This is a genomic window from Pseudomonas sp. KH_027 (genome assembly GCF_057838565.1).
This window is the reverse complement of the sequence record NZ_CM174470.1, coordinates 2,344,557-2,360,041: the sequence shown is the minus strand read 5'-3', so window position 1 is coordinate 2,360,041 and position 15,485 is coordinate 2,344,557. Positions and strand designations below refer to the sequence as shown.

Genomic DNA, 15,485 nt, shown 5'->3' with positions numbered 1-15,485 from the left:
AAAAACAAAAGGTGGTTTGCATGAAACAGATGAGTAAACAGGCGCGCGCACGCCGCGCATTGGCTTTGTTGGTGCTGGGTGAGTTGACCCTCGGGCAGGGCGGTGGTGCGTTGGCTGCGCCCATCGACTTGCCCAACCCGGACTATCGGCTGCGCTGGGACAACACCGTGCGCTACAACCTTGGCATGCGCATGGAAGACCAGGACCGGCGCATCATGAACAACCCCAACTATGACGAGTCCGACGGCAAGTTCGACAAGGGCGACATCGTCACCAACCGCGTCGATGTGCTCAGCGAGTTGGACTTCTCCTTTCGCAAGGAGTGGGGCGCTCGACTAAGTGCCGCCGGCTGGTATGACCAGGCGTACCACGACAACGATGTGCACAGTAACGTCGCCGGCTTCCAGACCAGCTATGAAAACGACCGTTACAGCTCAGAAGTGAAGCGTTATACCGAAGGGCCGTCGGGGGAAATACTCGACGCCTTTTTGTGGAAGAACTTCCGCCTTGGCGATGCCACGGTGAACGTCAAGGCTGGCCGGCATACCAACTTCTGGGGCGAGGGGTTGCTCTTCGGCGCCCACGCGATTTCCTACTCGCAGGCCCCCTTAGATGGCGCCAAAGCGGTCACCAGCCCAGGCATTGAGACCAAGGAAGTGTTTCTGCCAATCGGGCAGATTTCCGCCAAGGCTCAGGCCACCGACAACCTGACCCTGGCCGCGCAATATTTCTATGAGTGGGACTACACCCGCATTCCCTACGGTGGCACCTACTTTGGCGCCGCAGACCCGTTTTTCGAAGGCCCGGACCGCCTCCCCGTAGCCCCCGGTTTCTCGTTTACGCGGGAAAAATCCAAGCTCGGCCGCGACAGCGGTAACTGGGGCGTAATGGCCAAGTACGACGTCGAGGCGCTGCAGTCGACCTTTGGCCTGTACTACCGCCAGTTCGATGACTACCAACCTTGGTTGGCGCCCGAGGTGTCAGCTGCCACCGGCAGCTTCCGCCTGGTTTACCCACGTAACGTGAAATTGGTCGGCCTGAGTTTCTCCAGTGTGCTCGACACCGTGTCGGTGGGCAGCGAGATTTCCTATCGCAAAGGCGGCGCCTTGAACGCGGTGGGTGTTGACCCGACTGACGACGAAGGGCCGCGCGGTGACAGCTTCCATTTTGTTGCCAACGCCGTGTATGGCGTCCCGCGAAACTTCATCGCCAAGAACGCCACCCTGGTGGGCGAATTCGCCTATAGCCACTTGCGCAAGGTGACTGAGCACGAAGAGCTGTACCTCGGTGACAACAGCAGCAACTGCGTAGACCCACGCGTGGGCACACTGGGTTCAGGGGACAAACGCGATGGTTGCTCGACCCGCAACTACGCCGCCGTTGCCGTCAACTACACGCCGCAGTACCTCTCGATATTCCCATCGTGGGATATGACCGTGCCGCTCACCGTTAACTATGGCCTGTCCGGCAACGCCGCCACGGCTGGTGGTGGTAACGAAGGCGCGTTGACCTGGTCCGCCGGTGTGCAATTCACCTATGCCCAGCGCTACGAGTTCGGCTTGCGCTATGCCGACAGCGATGCCCAGTCGAAAAACATCCCCGGTGACACCGTTGGCGGTAACGGCGCCGTGGGCGGTACCGACCGTGGTTGGTTGGCCTTCACCTTCAAAACCTCCATCTAAAAAAGCCAAGAAGCGGAGTACCTGTTTATGAAAGGACAATTTGCACTGGCGGCGGCGCTGCTGAGTGTTGCCACCTGCAGTCTGGGCGCGGCACCGGCCGACCAGGTCGCGCAAATCGGTAAAACCCTGACGCCATTCGGCGCGATTATCGCCGGCAACGCCGATGGCAGCATTCCCCCTTACGAGGGTGGGCTACGGCAGATTCCTCCAGGCTTCAAGCCGGAAAGCGGTTTCTGGGTCGACCCCTTTAAAGATGAAAAACCGCTGCTGCGCATCAACTCGAAAAACATGGAGCAGTACGCCGACCGCCTAAGCGGCGGGCAAAAAATGCTGCTGAGCAAATTCCCCGACTACTACCTGGATATCTACCCAACCCACCGTACGGCGGCGTTCCCGCAGGAGATGCTGGATGCCACCGTGCGCAACGCCAGCACCTGCCACACCACCAAGGACAACCTGGCGGTAGACCCGGTATGCCGTGGCGGCCTGCCGTTTCCGCTGCCACAAAATGGAAACGAAGTGATCTGGAACCAGCAGCTGCGCTACAAGGGCGCGGGCTACACCACTACGGCGTCGTCCAACAGCTGGGTGGTGGATTCGCAAGGCTCGGTCACCAAGACCGCAGAGTCGGCAACCATGGAGGAAGCACCGTACTACCAAGTCAAACAAACCGACCGCGATCCACAGCTGTACTACCGCGCTTGGGCGATGGACAGCTACCCGGCCCGTAGCGCCGGGCAGCTAATTATTCTCGCCGACTTCCTCGACCCGCAAAGCCAACCGCGCCGTGCCTGGAGCTACACGCCGGGGATGCGCCGGATCAAGTTGGCGCCAGAGTTCGCCTACGACACGCCGGTACCCAACCAGGGCGGGGTAAACCTGTTCGACGAGTTGCAGATGTTCTCCGGTAGTCAGGACCGTTTTGACTACAAATTGGTCGGCCGCAAGGAGATGTACATCCCTTACAACGCATACAAGTTCTACTTCGGCTGCGGTCAGGAAGAGCAATTCACGCCGCACCACGCCAACCCCGCGTGCGAGCGTTGGGAGCTGCATCGCGTGTGGGTAGTAGAGGCGACGCTGAAACCGGGCAAGCGCCATGTTTACAGCAAACGCACCTATTACCTCGATGAAGACACCTTTGGCGCCGGCCTGTATGACGCTTGGGACCAAGGCGGCGTGCTGTACCGCGCGCTGTTCCAGAGTGGTGTGCAGCTGTATGACAAAACCCTGCCGTACACGGTTAAGAACGTCAGTTACGACTTCAACAAAGGCATGTGGTCACTGCTCAATGACGGCCTGAAGGGAGGCTATATCGTGCATGACACGCCATTGTCCGAGCGCGATATGAAACCCGAGTCGATCGTTTCGCAGGAAACCCAGCGCTGATACACCGGTTGACCATGCATTTGCGGTCTGAGAGGGCCGCTTTTTTTTGCCTGTCGAAATCATCTGGGCAGGCAGATCAGTCAGAATTAAATGAACACATATTAAAAATGTGTTTATATAATTTTCGGTGCATTTCACCCTCAACGGCGCTCAATACGCCGTTCGCTATGCAGGCTGATTACAACAAGGAGAACTTCATGTTGATTGATGTCCACGCCCACTTGCTGACTGAAGGCATGCTTAACCGTCACGAATTCTGGGGCCCGTTCATGAAGGTGCAGGGGCTGACCGTGGGGCATTTTTCCCTCGGCACCAAACAACCGGCCAAGGCCGCCAACGATGCCGAAGCGCAAGCCAATATCCTTGCGCGCATGAGCCACACCGCCCGCCGCAAGCTAATGGCCGAGCGGGGCGTCGATAAGCTGGTGATGTCCACGCCGTCGCACTGCTTTATGTATTGGGCAGGGGATTTCGCCAATGAATACGCGCGTATCTGCAACGACGAGCTGTCCGCCTTTTGCCGCGCCGACCCCGAGCACTTCGACTTCTGGTGCCACGCCAACCTGGCGGACCCGGAAAATGCCGCCAAGGAGATCGAACGCGCCGTTACCCTATTAGGGGCCAAGGGCGTGTGCGTCGGTGGGGCCAACTTCAATGGCCTGGAAGCCCATGATGAGCGCCTGTTCCTGGTCTGGGAAAAACTCACCCAGCTGGATGTGCCGATCATGGTGCATGGCTTCAATCAGTCGATTTACTGGGGCGAAAAACACACCGACGACAAGTTCGAAACCACCTCCATCGTTGGTGACTGCGTCGATGAAACGCTGTTTTTCTGGTACCTGATTTGCGGCGGCGCGCTGGATGTGTTCCCAACCCTGAAAACCTATATCACCCATGCCGGCGGCATGGCGGTATTCCAGTTGGGGCGCCTTAGTGAGCTGAACCGGGCCATGGCGCCGGACTCGCGCAATAAACGCCCGTTGATGGAGTACATGCAGAACTTCTACTTCGACCTCGACGTGCATGCCCCAGGCCTGCGCCGTGGCGTGGCCGAAGTGGTCGGCGCCGAGCGTCTGTTGTACGGCACCAACTTTGGTGGCGCCTACGACCATGGCGACCTCACCGCCGGGATAGGTTTGTCCGCTGAAGACCGCGAGCGGATTCGCAGCGGTAACGCTATCGAGTTGCTCAAGCTGACTGTGCCGGCGAGCGCTAACTTGGTACTTACGCCATGACCGACAGCCTCCTGGCCATGGCGGTCGGGCGGCCATACCCACAACGCAGCGGTAAGCTGCCACGACAGCTAAGCGAAATCAACGCTCCCTGGCTGACCCAGCTGCTGCAGCCACGCTACCCGGGCATTGAAGTGCTGGCGCTGACGGCAGTGGAGGTGCGCAACGGCCACACCACCAAGTTTCGCGCCAAGCTTGAGCTGAATGACGCGGGTCAGCTGGCTGGTATCCCGACGCATGTGTGCTTGAAGTCGAACTGGTCGGAGGGTTTTGAGAGCGGCGATAACTGCGAGTTGGAATCGCGCTTTTATCACCTGGCGCGCGCCTGGTCCGATGCGCCATTACCCACCACCTATTTCACCGACTGGGACGCCGATGGTGGCGGCCGTGGTGTGGTGATGATGGAAGACCTCGGTATGGCTGCGGGGCAGTTTGGCCATAGCACCGATCACCTCGGCGTCGATGGTGTCGCCCGGGGCCTGGAGTCGTTGGCCACCTTGCATGGCGCCACCTGGGGCAGCTCGCAGTTGCAGCGCCAGGCCTGGCTGCCGGTGTCGATGGCTAACCCGGTGGACACTGACGGCCTGCTGCGCATGTACAACTACATCAGGGTCAATCTGCGCAAACCCGAGTACCAACAGCTGCTGCCGAAATGGATGTACGAGGCGCCGGAGTTGTTCAGCCATGCCTTCGACGAACTGGCAGCCTTCGAACTGGAGCAGACCTCGCCGAGTTGTTTGATTCACGGCGACTTGCATCAGGGCAACAGCTTTTTGCGCGCTGACGGCCAGCGTATCTGGCTGGATTGGCAACTGGCGCGGCGCGGTCGGCCATGGCGCGACGTCGCGTACTTCATGCTCGGCGCGCTTACGGTAGAAGAGCGTCGCGCGGATGCGCAGCGTTTGCTGCGGGTCTACCGGGAGAAGTTGATTAGCCTCGGCGCCGAGGGCGTACTGGGTCAGGACACCGCCTGGGAACAGCTACGCCGCTGGCCGGTGTGGGGCATGCAGACCTGGATGTCCAACATGGGTGACTGGGGTCAGGTCGGGCTGCCGATGGTGGAGCGCTTTTTTGCTGCTGCCGAGGATTTCGGCACCATCCGCCTGCTGACCCATGGCCGTAAGCCGCGTCGCAGCCCTACGCTGGGGCAGGGCGCACGACCGCTAACAGAAGCCTATCGGCACCTGTTGGAGAACTGAGCATGGGTGAGCCGACGACACTGCGCCTGAGTGGCGCGGGTAACTTTCGTAGCTTGCAAGGTATGCCAGCTCACGGCGGCCGCGTTATCGCCGGCCATCATCTATTGCGCGCAGATCAACTGCATCGCTTGTCTGCCGAAGATTGGCTGCACCTGCAGCAACTCGGGTTGAAAACCATCTGTGATTTGCGCAGTACCAGCGAACGCCAGCGCTATCCGAGTGTGGTGCCCGAGGGCGAGATGCAGCACCTGCATCTGGAGGTGACCGGCGATGTACGGGCCGATCCACGCATCGCCGCCATGCTGACTGACAACCCCGTAGCAGATGGCGCACGCGGCATGATGCTGGAGGTGTACCGGCGACTGCCAGGCATGCTGGCACCGCACCTGCCGACGCTGTTCGGGTTATTTGCGGCGGGCAAGGCGCCCGTACTGATTCACTGCGCCGCGGGCAAAGACCGCACCGGTGTGGCGATTGCGTTGCTGTTGCACACCCTTGGGGTAGAGCCCGAACAGATCATGGCGGACTACCTGCTCTCAGCGCGGCGTTTCAGGCAACTGGATATCGAGCGGCAGGAAGCGATGACCAATGCCGTCACCCGCATGGTGCGCGAGCCTGTCAGCGAAGCGGCGATTGATGCCGTGCTGGATGCGCGGCCGGAGTATCTGGATGCCGCGTACGCCGTGATCAATAGCGAATACGGTGGGCTTGATCGTTATGTGCAGCGGTTTAGTGGGCTAAATGACGCGGGTATCCAAGCGCTGCGCAATACCGTGCTCGTTTAAAAAGCTTCGCTAGCAAGCTAGCTCCTACGAGTATGGCGTGGAGCCGCCGGTATGGCCTCTACCGGCGCTGGGCGCCACTGTGCTAAACCGATCCCCAGCAAAATCAAACCACCGCCCACCGCGTGGTACAGGTGCAGCTGTTCCCCCAACAGCAAAATCGCCAACACGGCGGTAAACAGCGGCACCAGGTTCATCAGCACGGCGGTCTTTTCTGCGCCGAGTGTTTCCAATCCGCGCATCCACAATCCCGGTGCCAATGCCGAGGCAAACAGCCCGGCGAACAGCACCAGCGGAATATTTTTCGCGGTCAGCGCGATCGAGGACGCAAGCAGAAAGGGCGGCACCAGCAGCATAGTGCCGAAGACAATCTGCACGTACAGGCTTTCCCAGGTCGGCAGCGGAATCTGCCAGCGCTTCACCAGCACGCAGTACAGCGCGTACGACAGTGACGCCAGCATCATCATCAGTTCCCCTCGGCCAACCCCGTGCTGCCATAACGACGGTAGATCACCGGCGGCCAGCAGCCAGGCCAACCCGGCAAAAGAAACCAGGGCACCTACCAGGAGCGTCCGTGTTGGCCGGGTATGCAGCACCGGGAACGCCAAAAACACGGTGAGCAGGGGCATGGTCGCCAGAATCAGGCCCATGGAGGTGGCGCTGACAGTGTGCGCAGCGAAATACGCCAGCGACTGGTACAGCGACATCCCCAGCAAACCCAGCACCAAGAGTTTGGCGAGATATGGGCGAATCTCGCGCCGCAAGCGCCACACCCTGGGCAACAAAGCCGGCGACAGCACCAACAGCGCGGTCAGCCAGCGGTAGAAGGAGATCGCTGCGGGGTCGATAACCCCCACCGACAGGCGATTGACCACCGTACTGGCAGCCCAGATGAGGGTGGCAAGGACAGGTAGCAGCAGGTTCATCGCAGGTTCGCCAACTCGTAGGGTGCGCTGTGCGCACCGAGGCCGACCGTCTTTTTCGCGGTTATCGGTGATTGTTGAGGTGCGCGCAGCACACCCCACGTCACGGTCGAGTTATTCGGCGGCAGCGTGGCGCGCCTTGATGGCGGCGGCAAAGTCGCGCTTGAGGGTAGGGAAGTAGGCGATCTGCCCACCCATGCCACCGGCAATGTCGATGGAGGCGGCGCTGATAAAGCTGGCGTACTCGCTGGACAGGAACAGCACCATGCCGGCGACGTCTTCCGGTTTGCCATAGCGGCCAATCGGGACCACCTTCATCACCATCTCATCAAACTCTTCGCGGCTTACGCCTGGGCCCATTTCCTTGTAGTGGCGGTCCCACTGGCCGGTGTCGATCCAGCCCATGTTCAGGCTGTTGACCAGAATATTGTCTTTGGCCAGGGACATGCCCAGGGAGCGGGAGAGGGCGATGCACGAGGCGCGGTTGATCACCGAGGGAATGCCATCCGGGGTCGGCACCGTGCCCGCCAGGGCATTAATTTCGATAATTCGCCCCCAGCGCTGTTGGCGCATGTGCGGAACCACCGCCTGCACAAAGCGGAAATGGCCCATTTGCAGCACATTGGCGTGTTCAAGTATGGCCTCGGGGGTGAGCGTATCGAGGTTGCCACTGCGCCCTTGGCCGGCGTTATTGACCAGAATGTCCACGCCACCCCAGGCCTCGACCACTTCACTGACAAAGTGTTGAACACCTTGGGTGTCGGTTACATCCACCACTCGAGCCAGCACCGCCTGGGCGTTTTCCTGTAGTTGGGCCGCTGCGCTATTCACCGCTTCCAGACTGCGGGCACAAATGGCCACGCGGGCGCCTTCCAGGGCAAAGGCGTGAGCAATGGCAAGACCTATACCCCGCGATGCGCCGGTGACGATGACGCGTTTGCCGCTCAAGTCGATGTTCATTGCGGGTCAGCTCCTGTTGTTCTTGTTAGCTAAGTAAAGGCGCTTCGAGGGCACCCCAGGTGGCTCATTAAAGCGCAAAGCAGGCGCAGAGCAAAACATAATTGAACAGTTACCAATTTTGTGTGCAATATGTGCCAAGGAGATTTCTCAGGCTTTCTCGGCTGGGGCTGGTTTCAGAATGACGATTCAGAATTTTATTCTGAATATAGAACTGAAATCTTTATATGGAATTATTTGTTTTTCTCGGTTAATTTGATTTCCAGCCGCGAGGGTGCTTTACCGCTTGGAGCACAAGCAATACCACCCACGAGGCTTAAGCGAGGTGCACAGCACCCGCACGTTACAGAGGCTGCATCGGTTCACCCGACCTCACATAAACGACTGAAAATAAAAATAAAAGGTGACTCGTATGAAAGACATGACCAAGCATGGTCGGCACGTGTTTACCCGCAGCGCTGTTGCGCTCGCGATCATGACTTCTGCCGGAAGTGCTACTGCCCTGCAGCTCGATGTCGGCAACCCCGACCTTCGTGTGCGCTGGGATAACACCGTGCGCTATAACCTGGGCATGCGGATGGAGGATCAGGAGCAAAAGATCCTCAACAACCCGAACTTCGACGAGTCCGACGGCAAGTTCGACAAGGGCGACATCGTCACCAATCGCCTGGATCTGCTGACTGAGTTCGACGTTTCCTACAAGAACGATTTTGGCGGGCGTGTCAGTGCGGCGGGTTGGTACGACAACGCCTACGATGACACCACGGTCGAAAGCAGCGTCCCAAGGTTCTCGACGAGCTATAACGACAACCGCTACAGCAGTGAGGTGGAGCGCTATGTCAATGGCCCGTCAGGCGAGATCCTCGATGCCTTCGTATGGAGCAACTTCAACCTGGGCGCCGCGCCGGTCAACCTGAAAGTGGGGCGCCATGCATTGTTCTGGGGCGAGGGCTTGCTGTTTGGCGCGCACGCCGTGTCCTACTCGCAGGCACCTACCGATGCGGTGAAAGCGGTCACCAGCCCAGGTATCGAGACCAAAGAAGTGTTCCTGCCCATCGGACAGGTTTCGGCCAAGGCGCAGGTCACCGACAACCTGTCGATTGCCGGTCAATATTTCTATGAGTGGGATCACACCCGCTTTCCATACGGCGGCACGTATTTCGGCGCCGCGGATCCGTTCTTCGAAGGCCCTGACCGATTGCCGGCGGCCCCAGGTTTCAACCTCAACCACGCCACCTCCAAGCGTGGCCGCGATGGGCAGAACTGGGGCGTGATGGCCAAGCTGGACATCGAGGCGATCGAGGGCACGGTGGGTGCTTACTACCGCGAGTTCGACGATTACCAAGCCTGGCTGGCTCCGCAGGTGAATGCCGCCGCGCGCTCGTACCGTTTGGTTTACCCGCGTGACGTCAAACTTTATGGCGTGAGTATTTCCAAGGCCATCGGTGGTGCAGCCGTCGGTGCGGATCTTTCCTATCGGGAGGACGGAGCACTCAATGCCACAGGGGTCAGTCTGCTGGATGACGAGGGGCCGCGTGGTAACACCATCCACTTCGTTGCCAACGCCGTATACGGTGTGCCGCGTAACTTCATCGCCAATAACGCTACCCTGGTTGCCGAGTTTGCCTACAGCCACCTGGATAAGGTGACCTCCCACGAGGAACTGTATAAAGGTGAAGGTTTCGCCGCGTGCCGGGATGTGAAAAAAGCTGCGTTGGCAGGGGATAAGTCGGATGGCTGCTCGACCGATGACTACTATGCCGTTGCGGTGAACTACACCCCTCAGTACGTGGAGGTCCTGCCATCCTGGACCCTGGATGTACCGTTTACCGTCAACTACGGCCTGGACGGCAACGCGGCCACTGCCGGTGGTGGCAGTGAAGGGGCTCTGTCCTGGTCAGTTGGCGCCAAAATGACCTACCGCCAGCAGCATGAGTTCAGCCTGCGCTATGCCGATACCTCGGCACAGGAAAAGAACTCGCTTAACGCTAATGGTGCTCGGATGATCAATGGCAACGGTGCCGTAGGCGGCACAGACCGCGGCTGGCTAGCCTTCACCTATAAGACCTCCTTTTAATAATTCCAAGATCGGAGACTGGTTATGAAACTCCAACTCGTACTAACTATTGCCTTGAGTGGATTGTCGGCCTGTGCGCTCGCTGCGGTGAGCCCCGAAGAAGCTGCCGAGCTGGGCAAAACCCTGACCCCCTGGGGCGCCATTCAAGCCGGCAACGCCGAGGGTACTATTCCTGCCTATGAAGGTGGCCTGCGTCAGGCACCGGCCGGCTTCAAGCCGGACAGCGGTTTCTGGGTCGACCCCTTCAAAGATGAAAAACCCTTGATTCGCATCGACTCGAAAAACGTCGATCAATATGCCGACAAGCTGAGCGAGGGGCAAAAAACCCTGCTCAAAAAGTATCCAGAGTACTACCTGGATATTTACCCGAGCCACCGTACGGCTGCCTATCCCAAGGCAGTCGTGGACGCGACAATACGCAATGCAACCGGCTGCACCGTGCAGAAGGATGGCCTGGCGGTCGATCCAGCCTGCCGCGGCGGCTTGCCTTTCCCGATCCCGAAAACCGGTAACGAGGTGATCTGGAACCAGCAGCTGCGCTACAAGATCGGTGCCGGTTACTCCACCACCTCGTCCTCCAACAGCTGGGTCATCGATAGCAACGGTCAGGTGACCAAGGCTGCCGAGCAGGCCACCTTCGAGGAGGTGCCGTTCTACCAAGTGGCGCAGGCTGACCGCGATCCCTTGATGTATGCCCGGGTGTTCTCGCGCAATGACTACCCGGCACGTCGTTCCGGTGAAGTGGTCGTGCTCAGCGACTACCTCGATCCGCTGGCCAAACCGCGCCGCGCCTTCAGCTACACGCCAGGGCAGCGCCGGGTCAAACTGGCCCCTGAGTTCGCCTTCGATACCCCTGTGGCCAGCCAGGGTGGGGTGACCCTGTTCGACGAACTGCAAATGTTCTCCGGTAGCCAGGAGCGCTTCGATTACAAACTGGTAGGGCGTAAGGAGATGTACATCCCTAACAACGCCTACAAGTTCTACTTCGATTGCAAGCAGGACGAGCAATTTCTGGCCGACCATGCCAATCCGCAATGCGAGCGCTGGGAGTTGCACCGCGTCTGGGTCGTCGAAGCCACGCTCAAGCCGGGTAAGCGTCACGTGTATAGCAAGCGCACCTATTACCTCGACGAGGACACCTTTGGGGTAGGCCTGTACGACGCCTGGGACAAGAACAATGCCTTGTATCGTTCGATGTTCCTCAGCGGTGTGCAGCTGTACGACAAGGACATTCCTTACAACGTGAAGAACGTCATCTATGACTTCAACAAGGGCATGTACGCCCTGGTCAACGATGCCCTGAAAGGTGGCTACAAGTTTGTCGACACGCCACTTTCCGAGCGCGAAATGAAGCCCGAGGCCATCGTCTCGCGGGTCACCCAGCGCTGATCACGTTACCGCACCCGAGTACGAGCCTGTTCGTGCTCGGGCGCTGACGATAGGTTTTACGGGCAGTGGGTAGGCATTCGCTCTACGCGCGAAAGCGCGGCAGCCTGCCCCTGTGCGGTTGAGGATAAAAAAAATGATTGGCCCTGACCTTGAGATGTCCTGCCTGTTGCGCACCTGCCAGCTGATACGGCAGTTGCGCAGATCCCTGCTGTCGATCATCGCGGTTTTTTCTACGGTGCTGGTGGTGGCTGCCGAGGCGGTGCCCTCTGCCAGTATCGATGCCCTGGCCGAGCCGGCGCAGCAGATCGATACCCGCCTGCCAGCACCGGTGATCGGTGTGGCGCGGGCGGGTAACGATCTGTTCAGCGTTGGCCCGCATGGCTTGATCCTGCGCTCTTCCGATAGCGGCAAGAGTTGGGTGCAGGTGCCGAGCCCGGTCGCCAGCGACCTGGTGCAGGTGCGCTTTCGCGATGCCCAGCACGGTTGGATTGTCGGCCATGACTCGCTGTTGCTGCACACCCGAGATGGGGGGCGCAGTTGGGCAGTGCAACTGGACGGCCGTAGCCTGCTGAGCCTGTTACGCGAGTTTTATGGGCGGCGCGCCAGCAATGGCGATTCGGCCGCGCAGGACATGCTCCAGGAAATCGACCTGGCGATGGCCACCTCGGCGAGTCCCGATGTCCTGGCGGCGCCTTTGCTCGATGTGTTGTTCGACGCCAATGGCCAGGGTTTCGTCGTCGGCGCCTTCGGCATGATCCTGCGTAGCACCGATGATGGCGCCACCTGGGAACCCTGGATCGAGCGCACGGAAAACGACCGGCGCATGCACCTGTATGCCTTGGCCGAATACCAGGGGCGCTTCTTCGTCAGCGGTGAGCAAGGTTTGCTGATGCACCTTGACCCACAGTCACAGCGTTTTCTCATGCAGGAAACCCCTTATACCGGCACCTACTTCGGGGTACGCGCCTTCAGCGATCTGCTGCTGGTGCATGGCCTACGCGGCAACCTGTTCGTCAGCCGTGACCAGGGCCTGGAGTGGATGAAGGTCGAGACGGGCCTGAATGCCAACCTGGTGAGCGCAGTCGAGCAAGACGGACAACTGATTCTGGTCAGCCAGAGCGGCGAGATGATCGCCCTCGATCGCGGCAATCTGCAGGTCACTCCGCTGCGAGCGGCCAATGCTGGGGAAGTCTATGCAGCCAGCGCAACCGACAAGGCCGGTAAGTTGGTCGTGACCCGTTTTTCCGGCGCCCAGGTCGTCGAGATCGCCCAGGCAAAATGACTTGCCGGTACGATTTTTCAGTGAGTGAGCAGAAATGGTAGAGCAAAAGTACAACAGCGGGATGCCAGTAATTCCGAACCTTCAGGACTTCGACAAGTCGTCCGGGGGGCTCCTCGAGCGGATTATTTTCAGTCACCGCATGCTGGTCGTCGTTGCCTGTCTGCTCGCTACGCTGGTGCTGGGTTTCTTCGCGACGCGGCTGCAAGTCAATGCCAGCTTCGAGCGGATGATTCCGAGCTCCAGCCCCTATATCAAGAACTACCTGGCCTACAAAGATCAGCTGCCTGGCTTGGGCAACAGCATCCGCGTGGTGGTGGAGAACAAGCAGGGCGACATCTATGATCCTGAGTACCTGCAAGCCTTGCAGGAGATCAACGACAAGCTCTACCTGATTCCCGGCATCGACCGTTCCTGGATGAAGTCGCTGTGGATGCCGATCGTGCGCTGGAAGGAAGTCACCGAAGAGGGTATCGATGGCGGTGCGGTCATGCCGTCCGACTACGATGGCAGCGCCGCCTCGGTCGACGCCCTGCGGCGCAATATCAATCGCGCGGGCATCGTCGGCAGCCTGGTGGCCAACGACGCGACCTCGAGCATGATCGTCGCGCCGTTGCTCGACAACAATCCGCAGACGGGCGAACCGCTGAACTACGGCGAGTTCTCCACCCTGTTGGAAGAGCAGATACGCTCGTTGCAAAGCGACAAGATCGGCATCCATATCGTCGGTTTCAGCAAGCTGGTGGGTGATCTGATCGACGGCCTCTACGCCGTGATGATGTTCTTCGGTGCCTCGGTGGTGATCGCCGCATTGTTCGTTTATTTCTATACCCGTTGCCTGCGCAGCACACTGTTGCTGGTGGGTATCGCGGTGGCGGGGGTGGTCTGGCTGCTGGGGCTGATGCAACTGCTCGGTTACGAGCTGGACCCGTATTCGATTCTCGTGCCGTTTCTGATCTTCGCCATCGGGATTTCCCATGGCACGCAGAAAATGAATGGCATTCTCCAGGACATTGGCCGCGGCACCCACAAGTACATCGCGGCGCGCTACACCTTCCGGCGCCTGTTCCTCACCGGGCTCACCGCACTGTTGTGCAATATCGTCGGTTTCGCCGTGCTGGTGATCATCGACATTCCGGTGATCCGCGATCTGGCCATTACCACCAGCATCGGCGTGGCGGTACTGATCTTCACCAAACTGCTACTGATCCCGGTCGCCCTGTCCTATATCGGCGTGAGCAAGAAGGCCGCGCGGATCGCCATTGAGAAGGACCGCGCCGACGAGCAGAATCGCGGCGTGCTGGGGCATATCTGGCACGGTCTGGATCGCTTCACTGAGCGCCGCTGGGCGACGGTGGTGATCGCTTTGTCGGTCGTCGTTACGGTGGTGTGCGGCGTGGTTATGCTCGACCTCAAGATCGGCGATCTCGATCCTGGCGCGCCTGAGCTGCGTCCCGATTCGCGCTACAACCGTGACAGCGCTTACATCACCGAACATTACGGCCTGTCCAGCGACCAGTTCGTGGTCATCATGAAGACCAACGAGGACAGCTGCCGCCTCTATCAGTCCCTGCAAACCATGGATCGCCTGGTCTGGCGCCTGCGCCAGACCGAGGGCGTGCAGACCACCAGCTCGCTGGCAGAAACCGTGCGTTTCGTGACCTCGGGCATGGCCGAAGGCAGTGCCAAGTGGCTGACCATTAGTCGCGACCAGGCGATCACCAACTCGTCGGTGGACGCGGCGATGATCTCGTCGCCGGGCATTACCAACCAGAAGTGCTCGGTCACGCCGCTGATCGCCTATCTGGCAGACCACAAGGCCGATACGTTGAACCGTGTGCTACAGGTCACAGAGGCGTTCGCGGCGAAATACAACACCGCGGCGGATGCCGAGCAGCCGATCCAATTTCTCTTGGCCGCCGGTAATGCCGGGATCGAAGCCGCCACCAACATCGAAGTGGAGAAGGGCATCGTCACCATGTACCTCGCGGTGTATGGCGCCACGGCGCTGCTCTGCCTGCTGACCTTCCGCAGTTGGCGCGCCACGGTGGTCGCGCTGATTCCGCTGATCATGACCACGATTATCTGCAAGGCATTGATGGTCTGGCTGGGCATCGGCCTCAAGGTGGCAACCCTGCCGGTGATCGCCGTTGGTGTGGGTGTGGGGGTGGATTACGCGCTCTATCTGCTCAGCGTACAGCTCGCAGTGCAGGAGCGCGGTGGCACGCTGGCCGTCGCCTACCGCCGCTCGTTGGATTTCACCGGCCGCGTGGTGGCGCTGATCGGCCTGACCATGGCGGCCGGGGTCGTTACCTGGGCCTGGTCACCGATCAAGTTCCAGGCCGACATGGGCATCCTGCTGACCTTCATGTTCCTCTGGAACATGCTCGGCGCGTTGATCCTCATCCCAGCGCTGTCGCATTTCCTGCTCAACCCGAAGACCACCGTCACGGTTGTCGAGACCCTCGGCGCCGATGACCCGCGGCCCTCGTGCAAGCAGGCCGCCAGCAAGCAGACCGACAGCAACACCCAGGCGATTTCTGCTCATTGACCGAGTCCGCCGCACAGACGGCGGG

At 59.8% G+C, this 15,485-nt stretch carries 11 protein-coding genes; 9 read left to right on the top strand and 2 right to left on the bottom strand.

All coding sequences use genetic code 11. The features are described 5' to 3' along the window. The first annotated feature begins 20 nt into the window (after window positions 1-20). From AC3IYG_RS11235 to AC3IYG_RS11215, 5 genes are all read left to right on the top strand, one after another. A complete protein-coding gene (locus AC3IYG_RS11235) occupies window positions 21-1,682 on the top strand; it encodes a DUF1302 domain-containing protein (protein ID WP_489313781.1) in 1,662 nt (553 codons plus the stop codon). A 27-nt stretch (window positions 1,683-1,709) separates the two neighbouring features. After that, complete coding sequence (locus AC3IYG_RS11230; RefSeq protein ID WP_489313780.1) at window positions 1,710-3,071, top strand: DUF1329 domain-containing protein; 1,362 nt, start codon at window positions 1,710-1,712, stop codon at window positions 3,069-3,071. Window positions 3,072-3,268: 197 nt separating this feature from the next. Continuing rightward, a complete protein-coding gene (locus AC3IYG_RS11225; protein WP_489313779.1) occupies window positions 3,269-4,306 on the top strand; it encodes an amidohydrolase family protein in 1,038 nt (345 codons plus the stop codon). Continuing rightward, the gene (locus AC3IYG_RS11220) at window positions 4,303-5,502 is read left to right on the top strand and encodes a phosphotransferase (RefSeq protein WP_489313778.1); all 1,200 of its coding nucleotides are present in this window, start codon (window positions 4,303-4,305) and stop codon (window positions 5,500-5,502) included. Before AC3IYG_RS11225 ends, AC3IYG_RS11220 begins: the two co-directional genes overlap by 4 nt. A gap of 2 nt (window positions 5,503-5,504) precedes the next feature. Further along, window positions 5,505-6,287 (top strand): tyrosine-protein phosphatase, encoded by a 783-nt coding sequence (locus tag AC3IYG_RS11215; protein WP_489313777.1) that lies wholly within the window; start codon window positions 5,505-5,507, stop codon window positions 6,285-6,287. A gap of 17 nt (window positions 6,288-6,304) precedes the next feature. On the opposite strand, the gene AC3IYG_RS11210 is transcribed toward AC3IYG_RS11215, so the two are convergent. Next, window positions 6,305-7,210 carry a DMT family transporter gene (locus tag AC3IYG_RS11210; RefSeq protein ID WP_489313776.1) on the bottom strand — a complete coding sequence of 302 codons (906 nt, stop codon included), beginning with the start codon at window positions 7,208-7,210 and terminating at the stop codon, window positions 6,305-6,307. Window positions 7,211-7,321: 111 nt separating this feature from the next. After that, window positions 7,322-8,167: an SDR family oxidoreductase gene (locus tag AC3IYG_RS11205; protein ID WP_489313775.1), complete on the bottom strand. Its 846-nt coding sequence runs from the start codon at window positions 8,165-8,167 to the stop codon at window positions 7,322-7,324. A gap of 409 nt (window positions 8,168-8,576) precedes the next feature. On the opposite strand from AC3IYG_RS11205, the gene AC3IYG_RS11200 reads away from it, so the two are divergent. From AC3IYG_RS11200 to AC3IYG_RS11185, 4 genes are all read left to right on the top strand, one after another. Continuing rightward, entirely contained in the window at window positions 8,577-10,241 is a 1,665-nt protein-coding gene (locus tag AC3IYG_RS11200; protein WP_489313774.1) for a DUF1302 domain-containing protein, read from the top strand. 24 nt (window positions 10,242-10,265) lie between these two features. Continuing rightward, window positions 10,266-11,630, top strand: a complete 1,365-nt coding sequence (locus tag AC3IYG_RS11195; protein ID WP_489313773.1) for a DUF1329 domain-containing protein — start codon at window positions 10,266-10,268, stop codon at window positions 11,628-11,630. Window positions 11,631-11,763: 133 nt separating this feature from the next. Beyond that, window positions 11,764-12,912, top strand: a complete 1,149-nt coding sequence (locus tag AC3IYG_RS11190; RefSeq protein WP_489313772.1) for a WD40/YVTN/BNR-like repeat-containing protein — start codon at window positions 11,764-11,766, stop codon at window positions 12,910-12,912. A gap of 34 nt (window positions 12,913-12,946) precedes the next feature. Then, a complete protein-coding gene (locus tag AC3IYG_RS11185; RefSeq protein ID WP_489313771.1) occupies window positions 12,947-15,460 on the top strand; it encodes an efflux RND transporter permease subunit in 2,514 nt (837 codons plus the stop codon). Window positions 15,461-15,485 lie beyond the last annotated feature (25 nt).